Origin of the sequence: Ensifer sp. 22521 (assembly GCF_052044795.1) — a bacterium.
Classification (GTDB): Bacteria; Pseudomonadota; Alphaproteobacteria; order Rhizobiales; family Rhizobiaceae; genus Ensifer.
On record NZ_JBQENM010000018.1, the window covers coordinates 1 to 14250 of the forward strand.

Genomic DNA, 14250 nt, shown 5'->3' on the forward strand with positions numbered 1-14250 from the left:
ATGCCGACACGACGCTCGTTTCTCGGTGCAACCGCCGCCGCCCTAGCCTTGGGTAGGGCAACCGCGACACACGCCCAACAGACTGGAGACACCTCGATGACGCCCGACCTGATCCTGCACAACGGCCTTGTCACCACGCTCGACCGCGCCAACCCGACGGCAAGCGCCGTTGCCATCAAGGACGGAAAGTTCCTGGCCGTCGGCGACGAGCGGACGATCATGGTGCTGGCCGGCCCGGGCACACAGGTGATCGACCTCAAGGGCAAGCGCGTGCTGCCGGGCCTCAACGACAACCACACCCACGTCGTGCGCGGCGGCCTCAACTTCAACATGGAACTGCGCTGGGACGGCGTGCGTTCGCTCGCCGATGCGATGGCGATGCTGAAGCGCCAGGTGGCGATCACGCCGGCGCCGCAATGGGTGCGCGTCGTCGGCGGCTTTACCGAACACCAGTTTATCGAAAAGCGGCTGCCGACCATCGACGAGATCAATGCGGTCGCCCCGGAGACGCCGGTGTTCCTGTTGCATCTCTATGACCGGGCGCTCTTGAACGGCGCCGCCCTCAGGGCGGTCGGCTATGGCAGGGACACGCCCAACCCGCCGGGCGGCGAGATCACCCGCGATGCCAACGGCAACCCGACCGGGCTGCTGTTGGCCAAGCCCAATGCCGGCATCCTCTATTCGACCTTGGCCAAGGGACCGAAACTGCCCTTCGACTACCAGGTCAACTCCACCCGCCACTTCATGCGCGAGCTCAACCGGCTCGGCGTCACCAGCGTCATCGACGCCGGCGGCGGCTTCCAGAACTATCCGGACGACTACGCCGTCATCCAGAAACTGTCGGACGACGATCAGCTGACCGTTCGCCTGGCCTACAATCTCTTCACCCAGAAACCGAAGGAAGAGAAGCAAGACTTTCTGAACTGGACCTCATCGGTCAAATACAAGCAGGGCAACGACTACTTCCGCCACAATGGCGCCGGCGAGATGCTGGTGTTTTCGGCCGCCGACTTCGAGGACTTCCGCCAGCCGCGCCCGGAGATGGCGCCGGAGATGGAGGGCGAACTCGAAGAGGTCGTGCGGGTGCTGGCCGAGAACCGCTGGCCCTGGCGGCTGCATGCGACCTATGACGAAACCATCAGCCGCGCGCTCGACGTGTTCGAGAAGGTCGACAAGGATATCCCGCTCGACGGCCTGAACTGGTTCTTCGACCATGCCGAGACGATTTCCGACCGGTCGATCGACCGGATCGCCGCGCTTGGCGGCGGCATCGCCACCCAGCACCGCATGGCCTACCAGGGCGAATATTTCGTCGAGCGCTACGGCCACGGCGTGGCCGAAGCGACGCCGCCGATCAGGCGCATGCTGGAGAAGGGCGTCAACGTGTCCGCCGGCACCGATGCCACCCGCGTCGCCTCCTATAACCCTTGGGTCTCGCTGTCGTGGATGGTGACCGGCAAGACCATCGGCGGCCTGCAGCTCTATCCGCGCGCCAACTGCCTCGATCGCGAGACGGCGCTGAGGATGTGGACCGAGAAGGTGCAGTGGTTCTCCAACGAGGAGGGCAAGAAGGGCCGGATCGAGACGGGACAGTTTGCCGACCTGATCGTGCCGAACAAGGATTACTTCACTTGTTCCGAGGACGAGATCTCGTTCCTGACCTCGGAGCTGACGATGGTCGGCGGCAAGGTCGTCTATGCGGCCGGCGACTTCGCTTCCCACGACGAGAATCCGGTGCCGCCGGCGATGCCCGACTGGTCGCCGGTTCGCACCTTCGGCGGCTATGCCGCCTGGGGCGAGCCCGATGGTGCCGGCAAGAACTCGCTCCGCCGCACGGCGATCACCGCGTGCGGCTGCGCCAGCAATTGCGGCGTGCATGGACACGACCATGCCGGCGCCTGGACGTCAAAGCTGCCGATCGCCGATCTCAAGGGCTTCTTCGGCGCACTCGGCTGCTCCTGCTGGGCCGTGTGACGATAGCGGAAGGGCGCAAAATGAAAACGATCGTCGGCGCCGCCGCATTGGCAGCCTCCATCCTGATCACTTCGTCGGCCGCACTCGGCGACGATGGTGCACCCGCAAAGGATAACAAGCGACCCTCCTGGGCGAAGGTCGTGGTGAACCAATCGCCGCCGAAGGCGGGTGCCTATTACAAGGGCATTTCGCGGACCGCGTTCAGTAATTCGAAATGGCCGCAGACCCGATGAAGGCGGCCAAGCCGCCCGTTAAGTCGAAGACCGTCTAACAAGGAAACAAAATGCTGAGCCTGTCTTCTCTCGAAAAACATCTCGCTGCCCGCCTGCGGCCAAGCCACGCCGGGCGATGGATCGTCTTCGTCGGCCTGTTGGCGCTTTGCTCGGCCTATATCCAGGGGCCGCTGACGAAGATCTTCGACTTTCCGGGTGCGCTTGCCGAGATGGATCACTTCGGCCTGCATCCGGCGCCGCTCTTTGCCGTCGGGGTCATCGTTTTCGAGCTTCTGATGTCGGCCCTCATTCTCATAGGTTTCTATCGCTGGGCGGCTGCCAGCGCGCTTGCGGCTTTCACGCTTGCCGCCACCTTCCTCGCGTTTCGCTTCTGGGAATTTCCGCCCGGCATGGAGCGTGCGATGGCGACGAACGGCTTCTTCGAGCATCTCGGCCTCAGCGGTGCCTTCCTGCTCGTCGCCTGCTACGATCTTCGTGAACGGGCATCCGCAGGAAAGGCTGGGCAATGACGGCAGCGAAAGAGGGCGCAGGGACGTTTGCGCCGTTGCGGCAGAAGGTCTTTGCGGTCCTGTGGGTGGCGACGATCATCGGCAATACCGGCAGTTTCATCCGTGATGTCGCCAGCTCCTGGCTCGTTACGGACCTGTCGGCGTCGCCGGCCGCCGTTTCCATGGTCCAGGCGGCGGCGACGCTGCCGATCTTCCTGCTCGCCATTCCTGCAGGGGTTCTCTCGGATATTCTCGATCGGCGCAAATTCCTGATCCTGGTGCAGTTTCTGCTAGCTTTGACGAGCCTCTGCCTGCTGTTTCTCTCCGCCACGGGCCTGCAGTCCGTGAGCTCGCTGATCGCGCTGACCTTCGTCGGCGGCATAGGGGCGGCCCTGGTCGCCCCCACCTGGCAGGCGATCGTGCCAGAGCTCGTCTCGAGGCAGGACGTCAAGGGCGCCGTGGCGCTGAATTCGCTCGGCATCAACATCGCCCGCGCGATCGGTCCGGCGTTTGGCGGCCTGCTGCTCGCCTGGTCCGGAGCAGCCGTCACCTATGGCGTCGATGTCATCAGCTATGTCTTCGTGATCGCGGCGCTCCTGTGGTGGCGGCGCGGTGTATCGGAGGACGATGTTCTCGCGGAACGCTTCTTTGGCGCCTTCCGGGCGGGGTTGCGCTACGCACGCGCCAGTCGCGAGCTGCACGTGGTCTTGCTGCGTGCCGCCGTGTTCTTCGCATTTTCGAGCGCGATCTGGGCCCTGCTGCCGTTGGTCGCCCGCCAGCTTCTCGGCGGTGGCGCCAGCTTCTACGGCATCCTGCTCGGTGCCGTCGGCGCGGGTGCAATCGGCGGCGCGCTGGTGATGCCGCGCCTGCGTGCCCGGATGGATGCCGACGGGCTGCTTTTGCTTTCCGCGGTGCTCACGGCCGCCGTGATGGGCGTGCTCTCCTTCGCGCCGGCGCAATGGGTGGCGGTTGTCGCGTTGCTCGTTTGCGGCGCCGCCTGGATCACCGCACTGACGACGCTCAACAGCACCGCGCAGGCGATCCTGCCGAACTGGGTGCGAGGGCGCACGCTCGCCGTCTATCTTACCGTCTTCAACGGGGCGATGACCGGCGGCAGCCTTGCCTGGGGCGCCATCGGGGAGGCCATCGGCATCCCGTTCACTCTGACGGTGGCGGCTATCGGCCTGCTCTGCGTCGGGCTCGCCTTCCATGCCATGAAACTGCCGAAGGGCGAGGCGGATCTCATCCCTTCCAACCATTGGCCGGAGCCGTTGACCAGCGAGCTCGTCGAACACGACAGAGGCCCCGTCCTCGTGCTGATCGAGTACACGGTCGACAAGGCGGACCGCTCCGAGTTCCTGAAGGCGCTCGCCCGCCTGTCGCATGAGCGCCGCCGTGATGGCGCCTATGGTTGGGGCGTCACCGAGGACGCGGCTGACACCGGCCGCATGGTTGAGTGGTTCATGGTCGAATCCTGGGCCGAACATCTGCGCCAGCACAAGCGCGTGTCCAAAGCCGATGCCGATGTCCAGGAAGATGTTCGTCGTTTTCACAAAGGGCCGGCGGCGCCGGTCGTACACCACCTTCTCGCGATCAACCGGCCGCAGCTCGGTTGACGTGGGTTGCGTTCCATGGCGTCCATCCGGTGCCGCGGAACGTGCCAGGAAGACACAAACACTAGAACCCAAGCAAAGGAACCGTTCCCATGACCGAAAACTTCGTCAGGACTGAAGACGGCGTCGATATCTTCTACAAGGATTGGGGCTCGGGCCAGCCAATCGTCTTTCACCATGGCTGGCCGTTGTCGGCAGACGATTGGGACGCGCAGATGCTCTATTTCGTCAACAAGGGCTATCGCGTCATTGCTCACGACCGCCGCGGTCATGGGCGCTCGGCACAGGTGAGCGAAGGTCATGATATCGCGCACTATGCGAAGGACGTCGCGGCACTGGTCCTCAAGCTCGAACTCAGTGATGCCATCCACATCGGTCACTCCACGGGTGGCGGCGAGGCGGCGGCTTACGTTGCACGCCACGGTGCGGGACGGGTCGCCAAGCTGATCATGGTCGGTGCCGTTCCGCCGATCATGGTGAGGACCGCGAACAATCCCGGTGGCCTGCCGATCGAGGTATTCGATGGCTTCCGTTCCGCGCTTGCCGCCAATCGCGCTCAGTTCTTCCGCGATGTTCCGGCGGGTCCCTTCTACGGATTCAACCGACCGGGGACTGAAACATCCGAAGGCGTCATCCAGAACTGGTGGCGGCAGGGTATGATGGGCAGCGCCAAGGCGCATTACGAGGGCATCAAGGCTTTCTCGGAAACCGACTTCACCGAGGACCTCAAGGCGATCGACGTGCCGACGCTGGTCATGCATGGCGACGACGATCAGATCGTTCCGATCGACGATTCGGCGCGGCTTGCCGTCAAGCTCCTGAAGAACGGCACGCTAAAGGTCTATGAAGGGTATCCACATGGAATGCTGACGACCCATGCCGATGTCATCAATCCTGACCTGCTTGCCTTCATCAAGGCCTAAAGCGCTGGCATGATCCGCGGCGTCTCGGTTACCGCGGACCGTGCCGGGACAAATCTTGGTGCCCGCACCGTGTTGATCGCGGTGCGGGTTCTGTCGTTCAAGCGTTTCCCTTTGCGGTTTTGCCAAGTGCCCCCATCAACCGGTCGATGAAGACGCGTACCTTGGGTGCGACAAGCTTCGTCGTCGGGTAGACGGCCCAGATCGCCAATGTCTCGGGCGCCGCATCTTCGAGGCGAATGCGTATCAGCCGACCTGCATCGAGATCGTCGGCGATATTCCAGTCGGAGAGCAGGGTGATGCCTGCACCGGCGAGGCAGGCCGCATGGCATCCTTCGATGCTTGTCGACGAAAAGCGGCTCTGCAGCCGCACATGCCTCTCGACCCCGGCGCTCAGAAAGGTCCAATGGCTTACACCGTGCAGCGGCAGGCATTGATGATTGATGAGATCGCCACTGGTGCGCGGGCTCCCATGCTTTTCGACATAGGATGGCGAGGCGACGAGGGAACGCGGGTTTTCGGCCAGTTTTTTGGCGATCAAACTGCTATCTTTCAAACGCGCGACGCGGATCGCCAAATCAATGCCCCATGCCACCAGGTCAGGCATTGTGTCGCTCATATCGAGCGAGACCTTGAGCCCCGGGTGATCATCAAGCAGCGAAGGCAGGAGCGGAGCAATCAGCTTGATCGAGAAGGCAACCGGCGCCGAGACGCGCAGGAGACCGGTCGCTCCGTCCCCGTCACCTCTCAGGAGCGTTCGCGCCTGCTGTTCGGTTTCGAGCAGACCCTGGGCATAGGGCAGAAAGGTTTCGCCCTCTGGCGTCAGCGACAGTGAGCGGGTCGTGCGGTGCATCAGCCGGACGCCAAGCACCTGCTCCAAGGAGGCGAGCCGCCGGGTTGCGATCATGGGGGTGATGCCAAGCCGTCGCGCGGCCTCGGCGAGGCTGCCGCCGCTTGCCGCTGCGGTGAAGACGAGGACTTCGTCGAGGTTCATTGTATCGAAATCCGATATTCTGCTATTTATAATTGCGACACTACAGCGAATTTCGATAAGGCGATAGATCAAGCCCATCTCTCCAGTGAGAAGGGCAAGTGAAATGGTTACCCATGAAACGAAGCATTCCGGCCTCGGTCGAACCCGCATCTACGCCATGGCGGTCGCCAGCGGCATCGCGGTTGCAAACATCTACTATAATCAGCCATTGCTGGGGCTCATCGAAGCCGAGTTTCCTGGCGAGGCGGCCGTCGGCCTGCTTCCGACGGCGACGCAACTCGGCTACGCGCTCGGGCTGCTGCTTCTATTGCCGCTCGGCGATATCGTCCGGCGCAGACGGTTGATCGTCGGGCAGTTCCTGGCGATCGCGATAGCAGCGACCGCCGCGGCTTTGGCCCCGTCGCCGTTATTGCTGATCGCCGCCTCGGTGCTGCTTGGGGCAAGCGCCACCGTCGCGCAGCAGATCGTCCCGATCGCTGCGATGCTGTCCACGCCTGACAAACGCGGGGCGGCGATCGGCACGGTCATGGCCGGAGTTTTGACCGGCATCCTGCTCAGCCGCACGGTCTCCGGCTTTGTCGGGGCCCATGCCGGCTGGCGAGAGATGTTCTGGGCAAGTGTGCCTCTCGCACTTGCAGCTTCGTTCCTGATGTTTCGGACCTTGCCGGATCTGCGCCCGGCATCGCGTTTGCCCTATCGCGAAGCCCTGGCCTCGCTCGCCACTCTTTGGCGGCGCGAGCCCGCGCTCCGTCTCGCTTCGATGGTGCAGGCGGCGCTTTTCGCATCCTTTACGGCATTCTGGACCGTGCTCGCGCTTTATCTTGCGACGCCGCGTTTCAATCTGGGCGCCGATGCCGCCGGTCTGTTCGGCATTGTCGGGGCAATCGGCGTCTTTGCGGCACCGGTCGCCGGCAGGATGGCGGATCGGCGAGGTGCTCGGTCCGTCGTCTGGTTCGGGGCGGCTCTGACGCTCGCTGCCTGGGTCGTACTCGGAGCCTGGACCTCGATCGCCGGACTGGTGGTTGGCGTTATCGTGCTTGATATCGGCATCCAGGTCGCGCTGATTGCCAACCAGCACATCATCTATGCGCTCGAGCCCGCGGCGCGCAGCCGTATCAACACAGTCTTCATGACCAGCATGTTTCTTGGGGGAGCGGCGGGTTCGGCCCTGTCCTTCGCCGCCTGGAGCTATGGCTCCTGGCCGGGCGTCAGCGCACTCGGCCTCGCGCTTGCGGCGCTGGCGCTGGCTGCCAAGCTGCTTGCTCGACGAGCGGCCAGGCTGGAGACCTTGCGCTGAGGGTTGAACCTAGGGAGCATGCTTCTTCGGCCGGCGGACGGCCCGGATCGTTCCACTTCCGCCACCGCCACAGTAGAAGCGGTCATCGCCATCGGACTCCAACCCCGAAACACCGGTTCCCGGCGGCATCACGATTCGTTCGAGCACCGATCCCGTCTCGGGGTCGACGCGCCTCAAGTCGCTGTCGTCGCCTTCCCAGGTGCCGTGCCAGAGCTCTCCGTCGACCCAGGTGACGCCCGTCACGACGCGCTTGGATTCGATGGTGCGCAGGATTGCGCCGGTTTCGGGATCGATCTGATGGATCCTCCGCCCTCGGTGCTGCCCGACCCAAAGGGTTCCCTCCGCCCAGGCAAGGCCGGAATCGCCGCCGCCGCCCGGTGCCGGGATCGTTGCCAGCACGCGGCCGCTCTCGGGATCGATCTTCTGGATGCGGTCCTCGGCAATCTGGAACAGATGCTTGCCGTCAAAGGCGGTACCGGCATGCGCCGCGACATCGATCGAGCGCACCGGGTTCCCGCTTTCCGGATCGAGGGCATTGATCTTGTCGCCGGAGGCAAACCAGATGTTCCGGCCGTCGAAGGTGACGCCATGGATGTGGTCGGCTCCAGGGAAGGGGCCATATTCGCGGAGGATTTCGGCTTCGGATCGTTTCATGTCTCAATCCTAATCGCTTGGCAGTGGGCCGGGGAGTAACAAGACTGTCGGGAAAGTCGGCACAGGCGGGATCACCCAGCGTCGCGCCCGCCCGCGGCCGACCGGCAGAACCTTGCCTTCCGAGGAGAGTTCTTCGAGCGCCCGTTGCACCGTGCGCGGGCTGGCGTCGAGCGCGATGGCGAGAGCGGAGCTCGACCATGCCTCGCCGTCGCCAAGAAGCGCCAGCATCGCCGCGTGCCGATCGTCGACCGGCGGCGCAAGCACCACGACCTGGTGGTCGCCACGCGGAGCCAGCCGGAAGCCGTCGCTGGTCGCGCTGATATTCGCGAAAGCGCGGAGTTCGTCGCGAAGCCGGCCGATCTCGACCCTCAATCGTGCCCGGTGGGATTCGTCGACATGTTTCGCGCCGAAGGCACGGACGAGTAAGGCGCGCCGTGAGACGTCGGCCGGCCACGCCTCTCCAAGCGCGCGCGCCAGCGCGAAGAGCACCGGCCGCGTTGCAAGCGAAACGGCGGAGGCTTCGCGCCGGATGATGTTTCGGCACGCATCGACCACCAGGGTATCGGAGTTGAGCAGGGTTTCGACGTCGTCGAGCAGCAGCAGGCGCTCGCCTCCCCTGGTCAGAAGCCGGGCCGCCGGCGTCTTCAGGACAAGCGCCGCGCCTTCGACTTCCGCGACCAGCGCCGCTATGTCGGTTGCTCGCGCCGCTTCAGTTGCCCGGGCGAAGGCGCTGGCCGCCGAAGCGGTTTGTAATCGTCGAACGGCGATGCCGGCAATCGCAAGCTCGTGCGTGGCTCTCGCCGGCGGTGTCAGCCGGCCTGGATCCACACCGGCAAGCATCTGTTCGGCCTCGTCGAGACGGCCGATCAGCAGCAGGCGGCGGGCGCCGAGATTGCGGGCGTGCGCGGCATTGAGGTGGTCGCCATGGGCTTCGAGCGTCGCGCGGGCGGCGTCGAGCGCCTTCATCGGCCATGAGAGATCGCGCGAGACGATGGCGATTTCCGCTTCGGCAACGATGCATCGCGCGCGGGCCACGGCCTCCTTCGGGCCGAAGCCGCGCGCCGCCGCCTTCAACAGCGTCTTGGCGCGGCCGAGATCTCCGAGCTGAGCCATCGCGATGCCGCGGAGCGCCAGCGCCGGCGGGTCGTCGCGCAAGGCGACCCGCTTCAGCACGCCGAGCAGGTCACCAGCGGCCAGCGCCTGGCCTGCCGCGGTAATCAGCGAATCCATCGAAATCCCGTCACACTTGTCACTCCCCCAACGGTGCTTCGGCCTCTACCTATTGCTCGAACGGCACGGGACAACAGAGAGGACCTTCGAAGCACAATCAAGTGGGTTGGATCCAAATGGGTCGAAGGCATGCCGCGAGCGATGCGAGGCGAACCTGCAATAGTTACAAAAATCTGCAACTTTCGGTGTCGGCTTTCCGCTGGCGCCTGCGTCTTACAGGAACCAGCAAGAGGAGGTGCTCTGCACGTCCAAACCTGCTGCGTGATCAGTTTGCACGTTATCGGCGCTGCCGGCCGTCTAACCGGGCGCTGCCAAGGAGATTGCAATGAGCAATTCGATTTATCGTTGGGTGATCGTGGCGGCTGGCGGCCTGCTTGGCTGCTTGGCGATCGGCGCCATGTTCTCACTTCCTGTTTTCCTGCTGCCGATCTCGCGGGATACCGGCTGGTCCGTCACCGGGGTCTCCAGTGCCATGACCATCGGCTTTCTGGCGATGGCTTTCGCCAGCATTGCCTGGGGCAGTCTCTCCGATCGCTGGGGTGCGCGGCCGATCGTGCTCATCGGCTCGGTGCTTCTGGCCGTCAGCCTGTTGGCGGCCAGCTGGGCGACCTCGCTGATCGCCTTCCAGGTCGTCTTCGGCGTCGTCGTCGGCACCGCCACGGCGGCAATCTTCGCGCCGATGATGGCCTGCGTTACCGGCTGGTTCGATACGCACCGGAGCCTTGCGGTTTCGCTCGTTTCGGCCGGCATGGGCATGGCCCCGATGACGATGTCGCCGTTTGCGGCGTGGCTGGTTTCAGGCTACGATTGGAGAACTGCTCTGCAGATCATCGCGGTCGTCGTCGCGGTCATCATGATCCCGGTGTCGCTTCTCGTTCGCCAGGCGCCGGTACTTGCTGTCGGTGCTGCCGCGGCCTCTCCTGAGGAAGAGGCGCAATCGACGATGACGACGAGCCAGGTGCTGAAATCGCCGCTCTTCATTATCCTGCTGCTCACCAACTTCTTCTGCTGCGCAACCCATTCCGGCCCGATCTTTCACACGGTGAGCTACGCCATTACTTGCGGTATCCCCGTGATGGCGGCCGTTTCGATCTACAGTGTCGAGGGGCTCGCTGGCATGGGCGGACGCGTCGTCTTCGGCCTGCTCGGCGACCGCTTCGGTGCAAAGCGCGTGCTGGTTCTCGGGCTGCTGGCGCAGGCTTTTGGGGCACTTGCCTATGTCTTCGCCGCAGGGCTTGGCTCGTTCTACGCCGTCGCCGCCCTGTTCGGCTTCATCTATGCCGGCGTCATGCCGCTCTATGCCGTGCTTGCCCGCGAGAATTTCCCCCTGCGGATGATGGGAACGGTCATTGGCGGAACCGCCATGGCCGGCAGCCTTGGCATGGCGACGGGACCGATTGCCGGCGGCATGATCTATGATGCGATGGCCAGCTATACCTGGCTCTATGTCGGCTCCTGGGGCATCGGTCTCGGGGCGTTCCTGATCGCGCTCACCTTCAGGCCCGCACCGCGCTATCAGCAGGCGGTCGCTGCGGCGTGAAGCAGTGCACTGAGATCGACGCGAAAGGGCTCCACCTGAGAGTGGAGCCCGATCGAACTGAGCTTTCATTTCAAGACGGCAGCGCCCGTCTTAGCGATCGTCGATCCTGACCGTTCGTGCGCCGACATGGAGCGCCCGGCCGGCGCCCATGCCCATGATCGCCACGCCGATGCCAAGGGCGACGAAGAGAATCGAGCTGGCCGCAAAGCTACCGGTCCAGCTGCGGATGAAGCCCACGAGCAGCGGGCCGATGGCGGCGAGCACGTATCCGACGCCCTGGGCCATGCCCGAGAGGTGGGCTGCGACATGGGAATCGGGCGAGCGAAGCACGATGAGCGTCATCGCCGCGGCAATCAGGCCACCCTGGCCGATGCCTTGAAGAATGGCCCAGACGAGCACCGTCGATAGCGGCGCAAAGAGGATGCCGATCAGGGCGATGACCGCAGCAGCCGCGAGCGCCACGCAGACGGCGCGCTGGTCCCGGCGGCGGACGGCAAAAGACGGCACGAGCAGGCAGGTGACGACCTGCATCATGATCGAGGCCGAGACGACCGCGCCGGCGATTGCGGCATCAAGGCCGCGCTCGCGAAGGATCGGCGCCATCCAGCCGAAGACGCAATAGGCCAGTGCCGACTGCAGCCCCATGAACAGAGTTACCTGCCAGGCGAGGCGATCGTGCCAGAGGCCGACGACGCGGAAGCCGCTGTGGCGGGCCTGAGCCTTACCACGCAACGCCTGTGGCGCCCAGATCAGGAGCACCGTCAGGGCTGGCACCGCCCAGGCCGCGAGCGCGCCGGACCAGGAGCCGACGACATGGTGCTCGATCGACAGAGTGAGGCCGGCGGCACTGGCCGCGCCGGCACAGAGCGCCATGGTGTAGAAGCCCGTCATCATCGCGGCCCGGTCGGCAAAGTCACGCTTGACGAGGCCGGGGAGGAGGACGTTGCCGACCGCGATCGCCGCACCGGCGGCAAAGGTCGCGAGGAACAGCAGCGGCACGGATTGAACGCCGCGCAGGCCCGTGCCGAGCGTCAGAAGCAGCAGCACGCCAAGAAGCGTGCGCTCGGCGCCGAAGCGTTGCGCGAGTTTTGGCGCAAGCGGCGCGAAGATGCCGAGGCAGAGCACCGGCAGGGTGGTGAGTACGCTGGCGCCTGCGGTCGACAGGCCGGTTGCCTGCATCACCTCGGGCAGCAGCACTGAGAGGCTCGAAAACAGCGGCCGCAGGTTGAAGGCGATCAGGACGAGGCTCACGCCTAGAAGAACCCGGGCGCTGCGGCTCAAGACAGGCGGTTGCGGCGCCGGTAGGCTGTCAGCCTCGGCATCGATCAGCTGGTCTTCGAAGTCCAGCGGCTCGGCGGCCTCGGCCTTGTGGGGATCACGAAAAGTCTGGTTCATTGGGTGAGAAGCCGATCAAGTTCAGCGAGGACGGGGGCCATGAACGCCCGGACGGAGGCCGCGGCCTGGTCCGGATCACCGGACGAGATCGCTTCGACGATCGCCGCATGCGCCCGGTCGTCCGGCTCGGGCAGGTCGCCGCGAAGGGTCGAGTGGATGGTTTCGAGGATGGCCGAGGTGAAGAAATCATAGAGCGCGACGATCGCCCTGTTGCCCGATGCCTCGACAATCGTTCTGTGGAAGGCGATGTCGCGTTGGCCGAAGGCGTCGCGTCCGCCATCGGCCACCGTGCCGCGGGCGCCAAGCAGCTTGAACATGCGCTCGAGGTCTTCAGGCGTATGACGGAGTGCCGCCAGTCGCGCCGCCTCGACGTCGAGTGCCGCGCGTGCTTCCCACTGGTCGCGCAGACCGGTGCGCTTGACCCGGTCGAGCGCGTCCGAGGTGTCGACGGTCGAGCGGACATAGGTGCCGGAGCCCTGGCGGGCGTCGAGAAGGCCCTTCGAGATCAGGACCCGAACGGCTTCACGCACGGTGCCGCGGCTGACGGCGAGTAGTTCGGTGAGTGCTGTTTCGTTCGGAATGCGCTCGCCGACTGCCCAGCGGCCGCTGAGGATTTCCGTTCGCAGGCTTTCGGCTGCGCTCTCGGTGAGATTGGTACGATTGATCGGCTGCATCGTCTGCTCATCAAGTCATCAGATGATTTGATGCATAGGCCGAGTTGATGCGTGAGTCAACGCGGCCGGGCGGCACCAAGGGGCAGCGAACCGGCTCGAGTCTCTTTTCCTGAAGCGTGCCTCGTCGAGGAGCTGCGAGCCAGCACAACCGGCAGAAGCCGGAAGTGCTGGCTGGAATGTCTAGAGCATCCCGCTCTCAGGTGAAGTCACTGGAGGCGGAAAGATGCGCTAGAGTCAAAGTGCTAGAGCGGCCTTTGTGCGTTCAGTTGACCGCACGGCGCTCTGTCGTTGACCGGCCGCAATACAGCCGGATCGCCGACCTCAGTTGAGCCTGAGATCGAGGCCGGGATGCAGTTTCTTGAGGTTCGGCAAGGATTTTGATTGCCACGGGATTTCGGAGGTCCCGCGCACCGTCAATTGCACGTTCGGCCGGTTGCGCGCCTCGATCGTCAGTTTGGCGAGCAGGTTGATCCCGGACGAGTTCAGAAACTGCAATTCGGTCAAATCGATCGTGACGTGCTCAGGCTCGGTTTCGAGCACGCCCATGACGGTCGAGAAGATCGGGGCATAGGCTTCCGTTCCCGGCAGCCGCATCGTGCCTTCGAAATGGATGTCGTTGCCTTCGGACCAAACGCGATACTCTTCTACGTCCTTGTTTTCCATGTTCACCGGCTCATCAGTTCGAGAGGTCTGGGACCGCAATGGAGGCATAGGTCTCCAAGGAGGTTTCGCCGTCGTCACCCTGGGCGCCAAAAACCCAAGCGAAACGAACACCATAATCGCTCATCAGCGTCAAAAGACCAAGCCCCGAGCCGCTCTTGCCGAGCCCGGTTGCGTTTGCCTCGATACGCTCGATGAGCAAGTCGCCGGGGTCGCCGTCGGCGATCTCGGAAAGCAGTTCCTGGAAGCGGGCGGCCGCTTCGTTGTCGATCACGTTCGACACCTTCGTGCGGAAGCTGTGGCCCTCGAGGGCAGCCTCGACGACGACAGAACCGGAGGCGCGGAACTTCACGGCATTCTCGACCAGTTCGTTGGTCAGGTAGCCGATATTGTGGCGCACTTCCCGATAGGTGTTGCGCGAAGCGCGGTAGCGCAGCGCGGCGAGTTCGGCGACGAAATCCGAAGCCATGGCGCAATGCTTCCAGCTGAGATCGAGCGGCCCGTCGTAGAGACGCAGCCGGGTCATCTTCTGGTGGGCACCGATCGTCAGGTCCGCCAGTCCGTAGAGCGTGGTCATC

General features: G+C 64.3%; 14 protein-coding genes. 7 read left to right on the forward strand and 7 right to left on the reverse strand.

What is annotated here, in order from left to right; translation table 11 throughout:
• The 5 genes from ACTJKE_RS24340 to ACTJKE_RS24360 form a co-directional block, all read left to right on the forward strand.
• Nucleotides 1-1974 (forward strand): amidohydrolase (locus ACTJKE_RS24340; protein ID WP_440692136.1); only part of this gene is annotated, 1974 nt, incomplete at its 5' end.
• Between the two features lie 20 nt (nucleotides 1975-1994).
• Nucleotides 1995-2207 carry a hypothetical protein gene (locus ACTJKE_RS24345; RefSeq protein ID WP_058327347.1) on the forward strand — a complete coding sequence of 71 codons (213 nt, stop codon included), beginning with the start codon at nucleotides 1995-1997 and terminating at the stop codon, nucleotides 2205-2207.
• A gap of 50 nt (nucleotides 2208-2257) precedes the next feature.
• A complete protein-coding gene (locus tag ACTJKE_RS24350) occupies nucleotides 2258-2716 on the forward strand; it encodes a DoxX family protein (RefSeq protein WP_082663513.1) in 459 nt (152 codons plus the stop codon).
• Entirely contained in the window at nucleotides 2713-4311 is a 1599-nt protein-coding gene (locus ACTJKE_RS24355; protein ID WP_058327346.1) for an MFS transporter, read from the forward strand. The genes ACTJKE_RS24350 and ACTJKE_RS24355 overlap by 4 nt, the downstream gene beginning before the upstream one ends.
• Nucleotides 4312-4400: 89 nt before the next feature.
• The gene (locus tag ACTJKE_RS24360) at nucleotides 4401-5231 is read left to right on the forward strand and encodes an alpha/beta fold hydrolase (protein ID WP_058327345.1); all 831 of its coding nucleotides are present in this window, start codon (nucleotides 4401-4403) and stop codon (nucleotides 5229-5231) included.
• Between the two features lie 97 nt (nucleotides 5232-5328).
• On the opposite strand, the gene ACTJKE_RS24365 is transcribed toward ACTJKE_RS24360, so the two are convergent.
• Entirely contained in the window at nucleotides 5329-6222 is an 894-nt protein-coding gene (locus ACTJKE_RS24365; protein ID WP_058327344.1) for a LysR family transcriptional regulator, read from the reverse strand.
• A gap of 103 nt (nucleotides 6223-6325) precedes the next feature.
• On the opposite strand from ACTJKE_RS24365, the gene ACTJKE_RS24370 reads away from it, so the two are divergent.
• Nucleotides 6326-7519 (forward strand): MFS transporter, encoded by a 1194-nt coding sequence (locus tag ACTJKE_RS24370; protein WP_058327343.1) that lies wholly within the window; start codon nucleotides 6326-6328, stop codon nucleotides 7517-7519.
• Nucleotides 7520-7528: 9 nt separating this feature from the next.
• Here the strand turns inward: ACTJKE_RS24370 and ACTJKE_RS24375 are convergent, their stop codons facing one another.
• Together ACTJKE_RS24375 and ACTJKE_RS24380 are read right to left on the reverse strand one after the other, a co-directional pair.
• Nucleotides 7529-8173, reverse strand: coding sequence for a Vgb family protein (locus tag ACTJKE_RS24375; protein WP_058327342.1), 645 nt, complete (start codon nucleotides 8171-8173; stop codon nucleotides 7529-7531).
• Between the two features lie 9 nt (nucleotides 8174-8182).
• Entirely contained in the window at nucleotides 8183-9403 is a 1221-nt protein-coding gene (locus tag ACTJKE_RS24380; protein WP_058327341.1) for a hypothetical protein, read from the reverse strand.
• 325 nt (nucleotides 9404-9728) lie between these two features.
• Between ACTJKE_RS24380 and ACTJKE_RS24385 the strand changes: the two genes are divergently transcribed.
• On the forward strand, nucleotides 9729-10943 hold the full coding sequence (locus tag ACTJKE_RS24385) for an MFS transporter (protein ID WP_058327340.1): 1215 nt from the start codon (nucleotides 9729-9731) through the stop codon (nucleotides 10941-10943).
• A 90-nt stretch (nucleotides 10944-11033) separates the two neighbouring features.
• Here the strand turns inward: ACTJKE_RS24385 and ACTJKE_RS24390 are convergent, their stop codons facing one another.
• From ACTJKE_RS24390 to ACTJKE_RS24405, 4 genes are all read right to left on the reverse strand, one after another.
• Nucleotides 11034-12338: a CynX/NimT family MFS transporter gene (locus tag ACTJKE_RS24390; RefSeq protein WP_058327339.1), complete on the reverse strand. Its 1305-nt coding sequence runs from the start codon at nucleotides 12336-12338 to the stop codon at nucleotides 11034-11036.
• A complete protein-coding gene (locus tag ACTJKE_RS24395; RefSeq protein WP_058327338.1) occupies nucleotides 12335-13012 on the reverse strand; it encodes a FadR/GntR family transcriptional regulator in 678 nt (225 codons plus the stop codon). The genes ACTJKE_RS24390 and ACTJKE_RS24395 overlap by 4 nt, the downstream gene beginning before the upstream one ends.
• Before the next feature lie 321 nt (nucleotides 13013-13333).
• Nucleotides 13334-13675, reverse strand: coding sequence for a slr1659 superfamily regulator (locus tag ACTJKE_RS24400; protein WP_058327337.1), 342 nt, complete (start codon nucleotides 13673-13675; stop codon nucleotides 13334-13336).
• A 13-nt stretch (nucleotides 13676-13688) separates the two neighbouring features.
• Nucleotides 13689-14249: a slr1658 superfamily regulator gene (locus ACTJKE_RS24405; RefSeq protein WP_057255453.1), complete on the reverse strand. Its 561-nt coding sequence runs from the start codon at nucleotides 14247-14249 to the stop codon at nucleotides 13689-13691.
• Nucleotide 14250: the final 1 nt, after the last annotated feature.

Excerpts from the sequence above, each read along its gene's own strand:
- ACTJKE_RS24400 (WP_058327337.1), bottom strand. The coding sequence starts at position 13,675 with ATGGAAAACAAGGACGTAGAAGAGTATCGCGTTTGGTCCGAAGGCAAC.
- ACTJKE_RS24385 (WP_058327340.1), top strand. The coding sequence starts at position 9,729 with ATGAGCAATTCGATTTATCGTTGGGTGATCGTGGCGGCTGGCGGCCTG.
- ACTJKE_RS24395 (WP_058327338.1), bottom strand. The coding sequence starts at position 13,012 with ATGCAGCCGATCAATCGTACCAATCTCACCGAGAGCGCAGCCGAAAGC.
- ACTJKE_RS24370 (WP_058327343.1), top strand. The coding sequence starts at position 6,326 with ATGGTTACCCATGAAACGAAGCATTCCGGCCTCGGTCGAACCCGCATC.
- ACTJKE_RS24345 (WP_058327347.1), top strand. The coding sequence starts at position 1,995 with ATGAAAACGATCGTCGGCGCCGCCGCATTGGCAGCCTCCATCCTGATC.
- ACTJKE_RS24365 (WP_058327344.1), bottom strand. The coding sequence starts at position 6,222 with ATGAACCTCGACGAAGTCCTCGTCTTCACCGCAGCGGCAAGCGGCGGC.
- ACTJKE_RS24350 (WP_082663513.1), top strand. The coding sequence starts at position 2,258 with ATGCTGAGCCTGTCTTCTCTCGAAAAACATCTCGCTGCCCGCCTGCGG.
- ACTJKE_RS24405 (WP_057255453.1), bottom strand. The coding sequence starts at position 14,249 with ATGACCACGCTCTACGGACTGGCGGACCTGACGATCGGTGCCCACCAG.
- ACTJKE_RS24355 (WP_058327346.1), top strand. The coding sequence starts at position 2,713 with ATGACGGCAGCGAAAGAGGGCGCAGGGACGTTTGCGCCGTTGCGGCAG.
- ACTJKE_RS24375 (WP_058327342.1), bottom strand. The coding sequence starts at position 8,173 with ATGAAACGATCCGAAGCCGAAATCCTCCGCGAATATGGCCCCTTCCCT.
- ACTJKE_RS24380 (WP_058327341.1), bottom strand. The coding sequence starts at position 9,403 with ATGGATTCGCTGATTACCGCGGCAGGCCAGGCGCTGGCCGCTGGTGAC.
- ACTJKE_RS24360 (WP_058327345.1), top strand. The coding sequence starts at position 4,401 with ATGACCGAAAACTTCGTCAGGACTGAAGACGGCGTCGATATCTTCTAC.
- ACTJKE_RS24390 (WP_058327339.1), bottom strand. The coding sequence starts at position 12,338 with ATGAACCAGACTTTTCGTGATCCCCACAAGGCCGAGGCCGCCGAGCCG.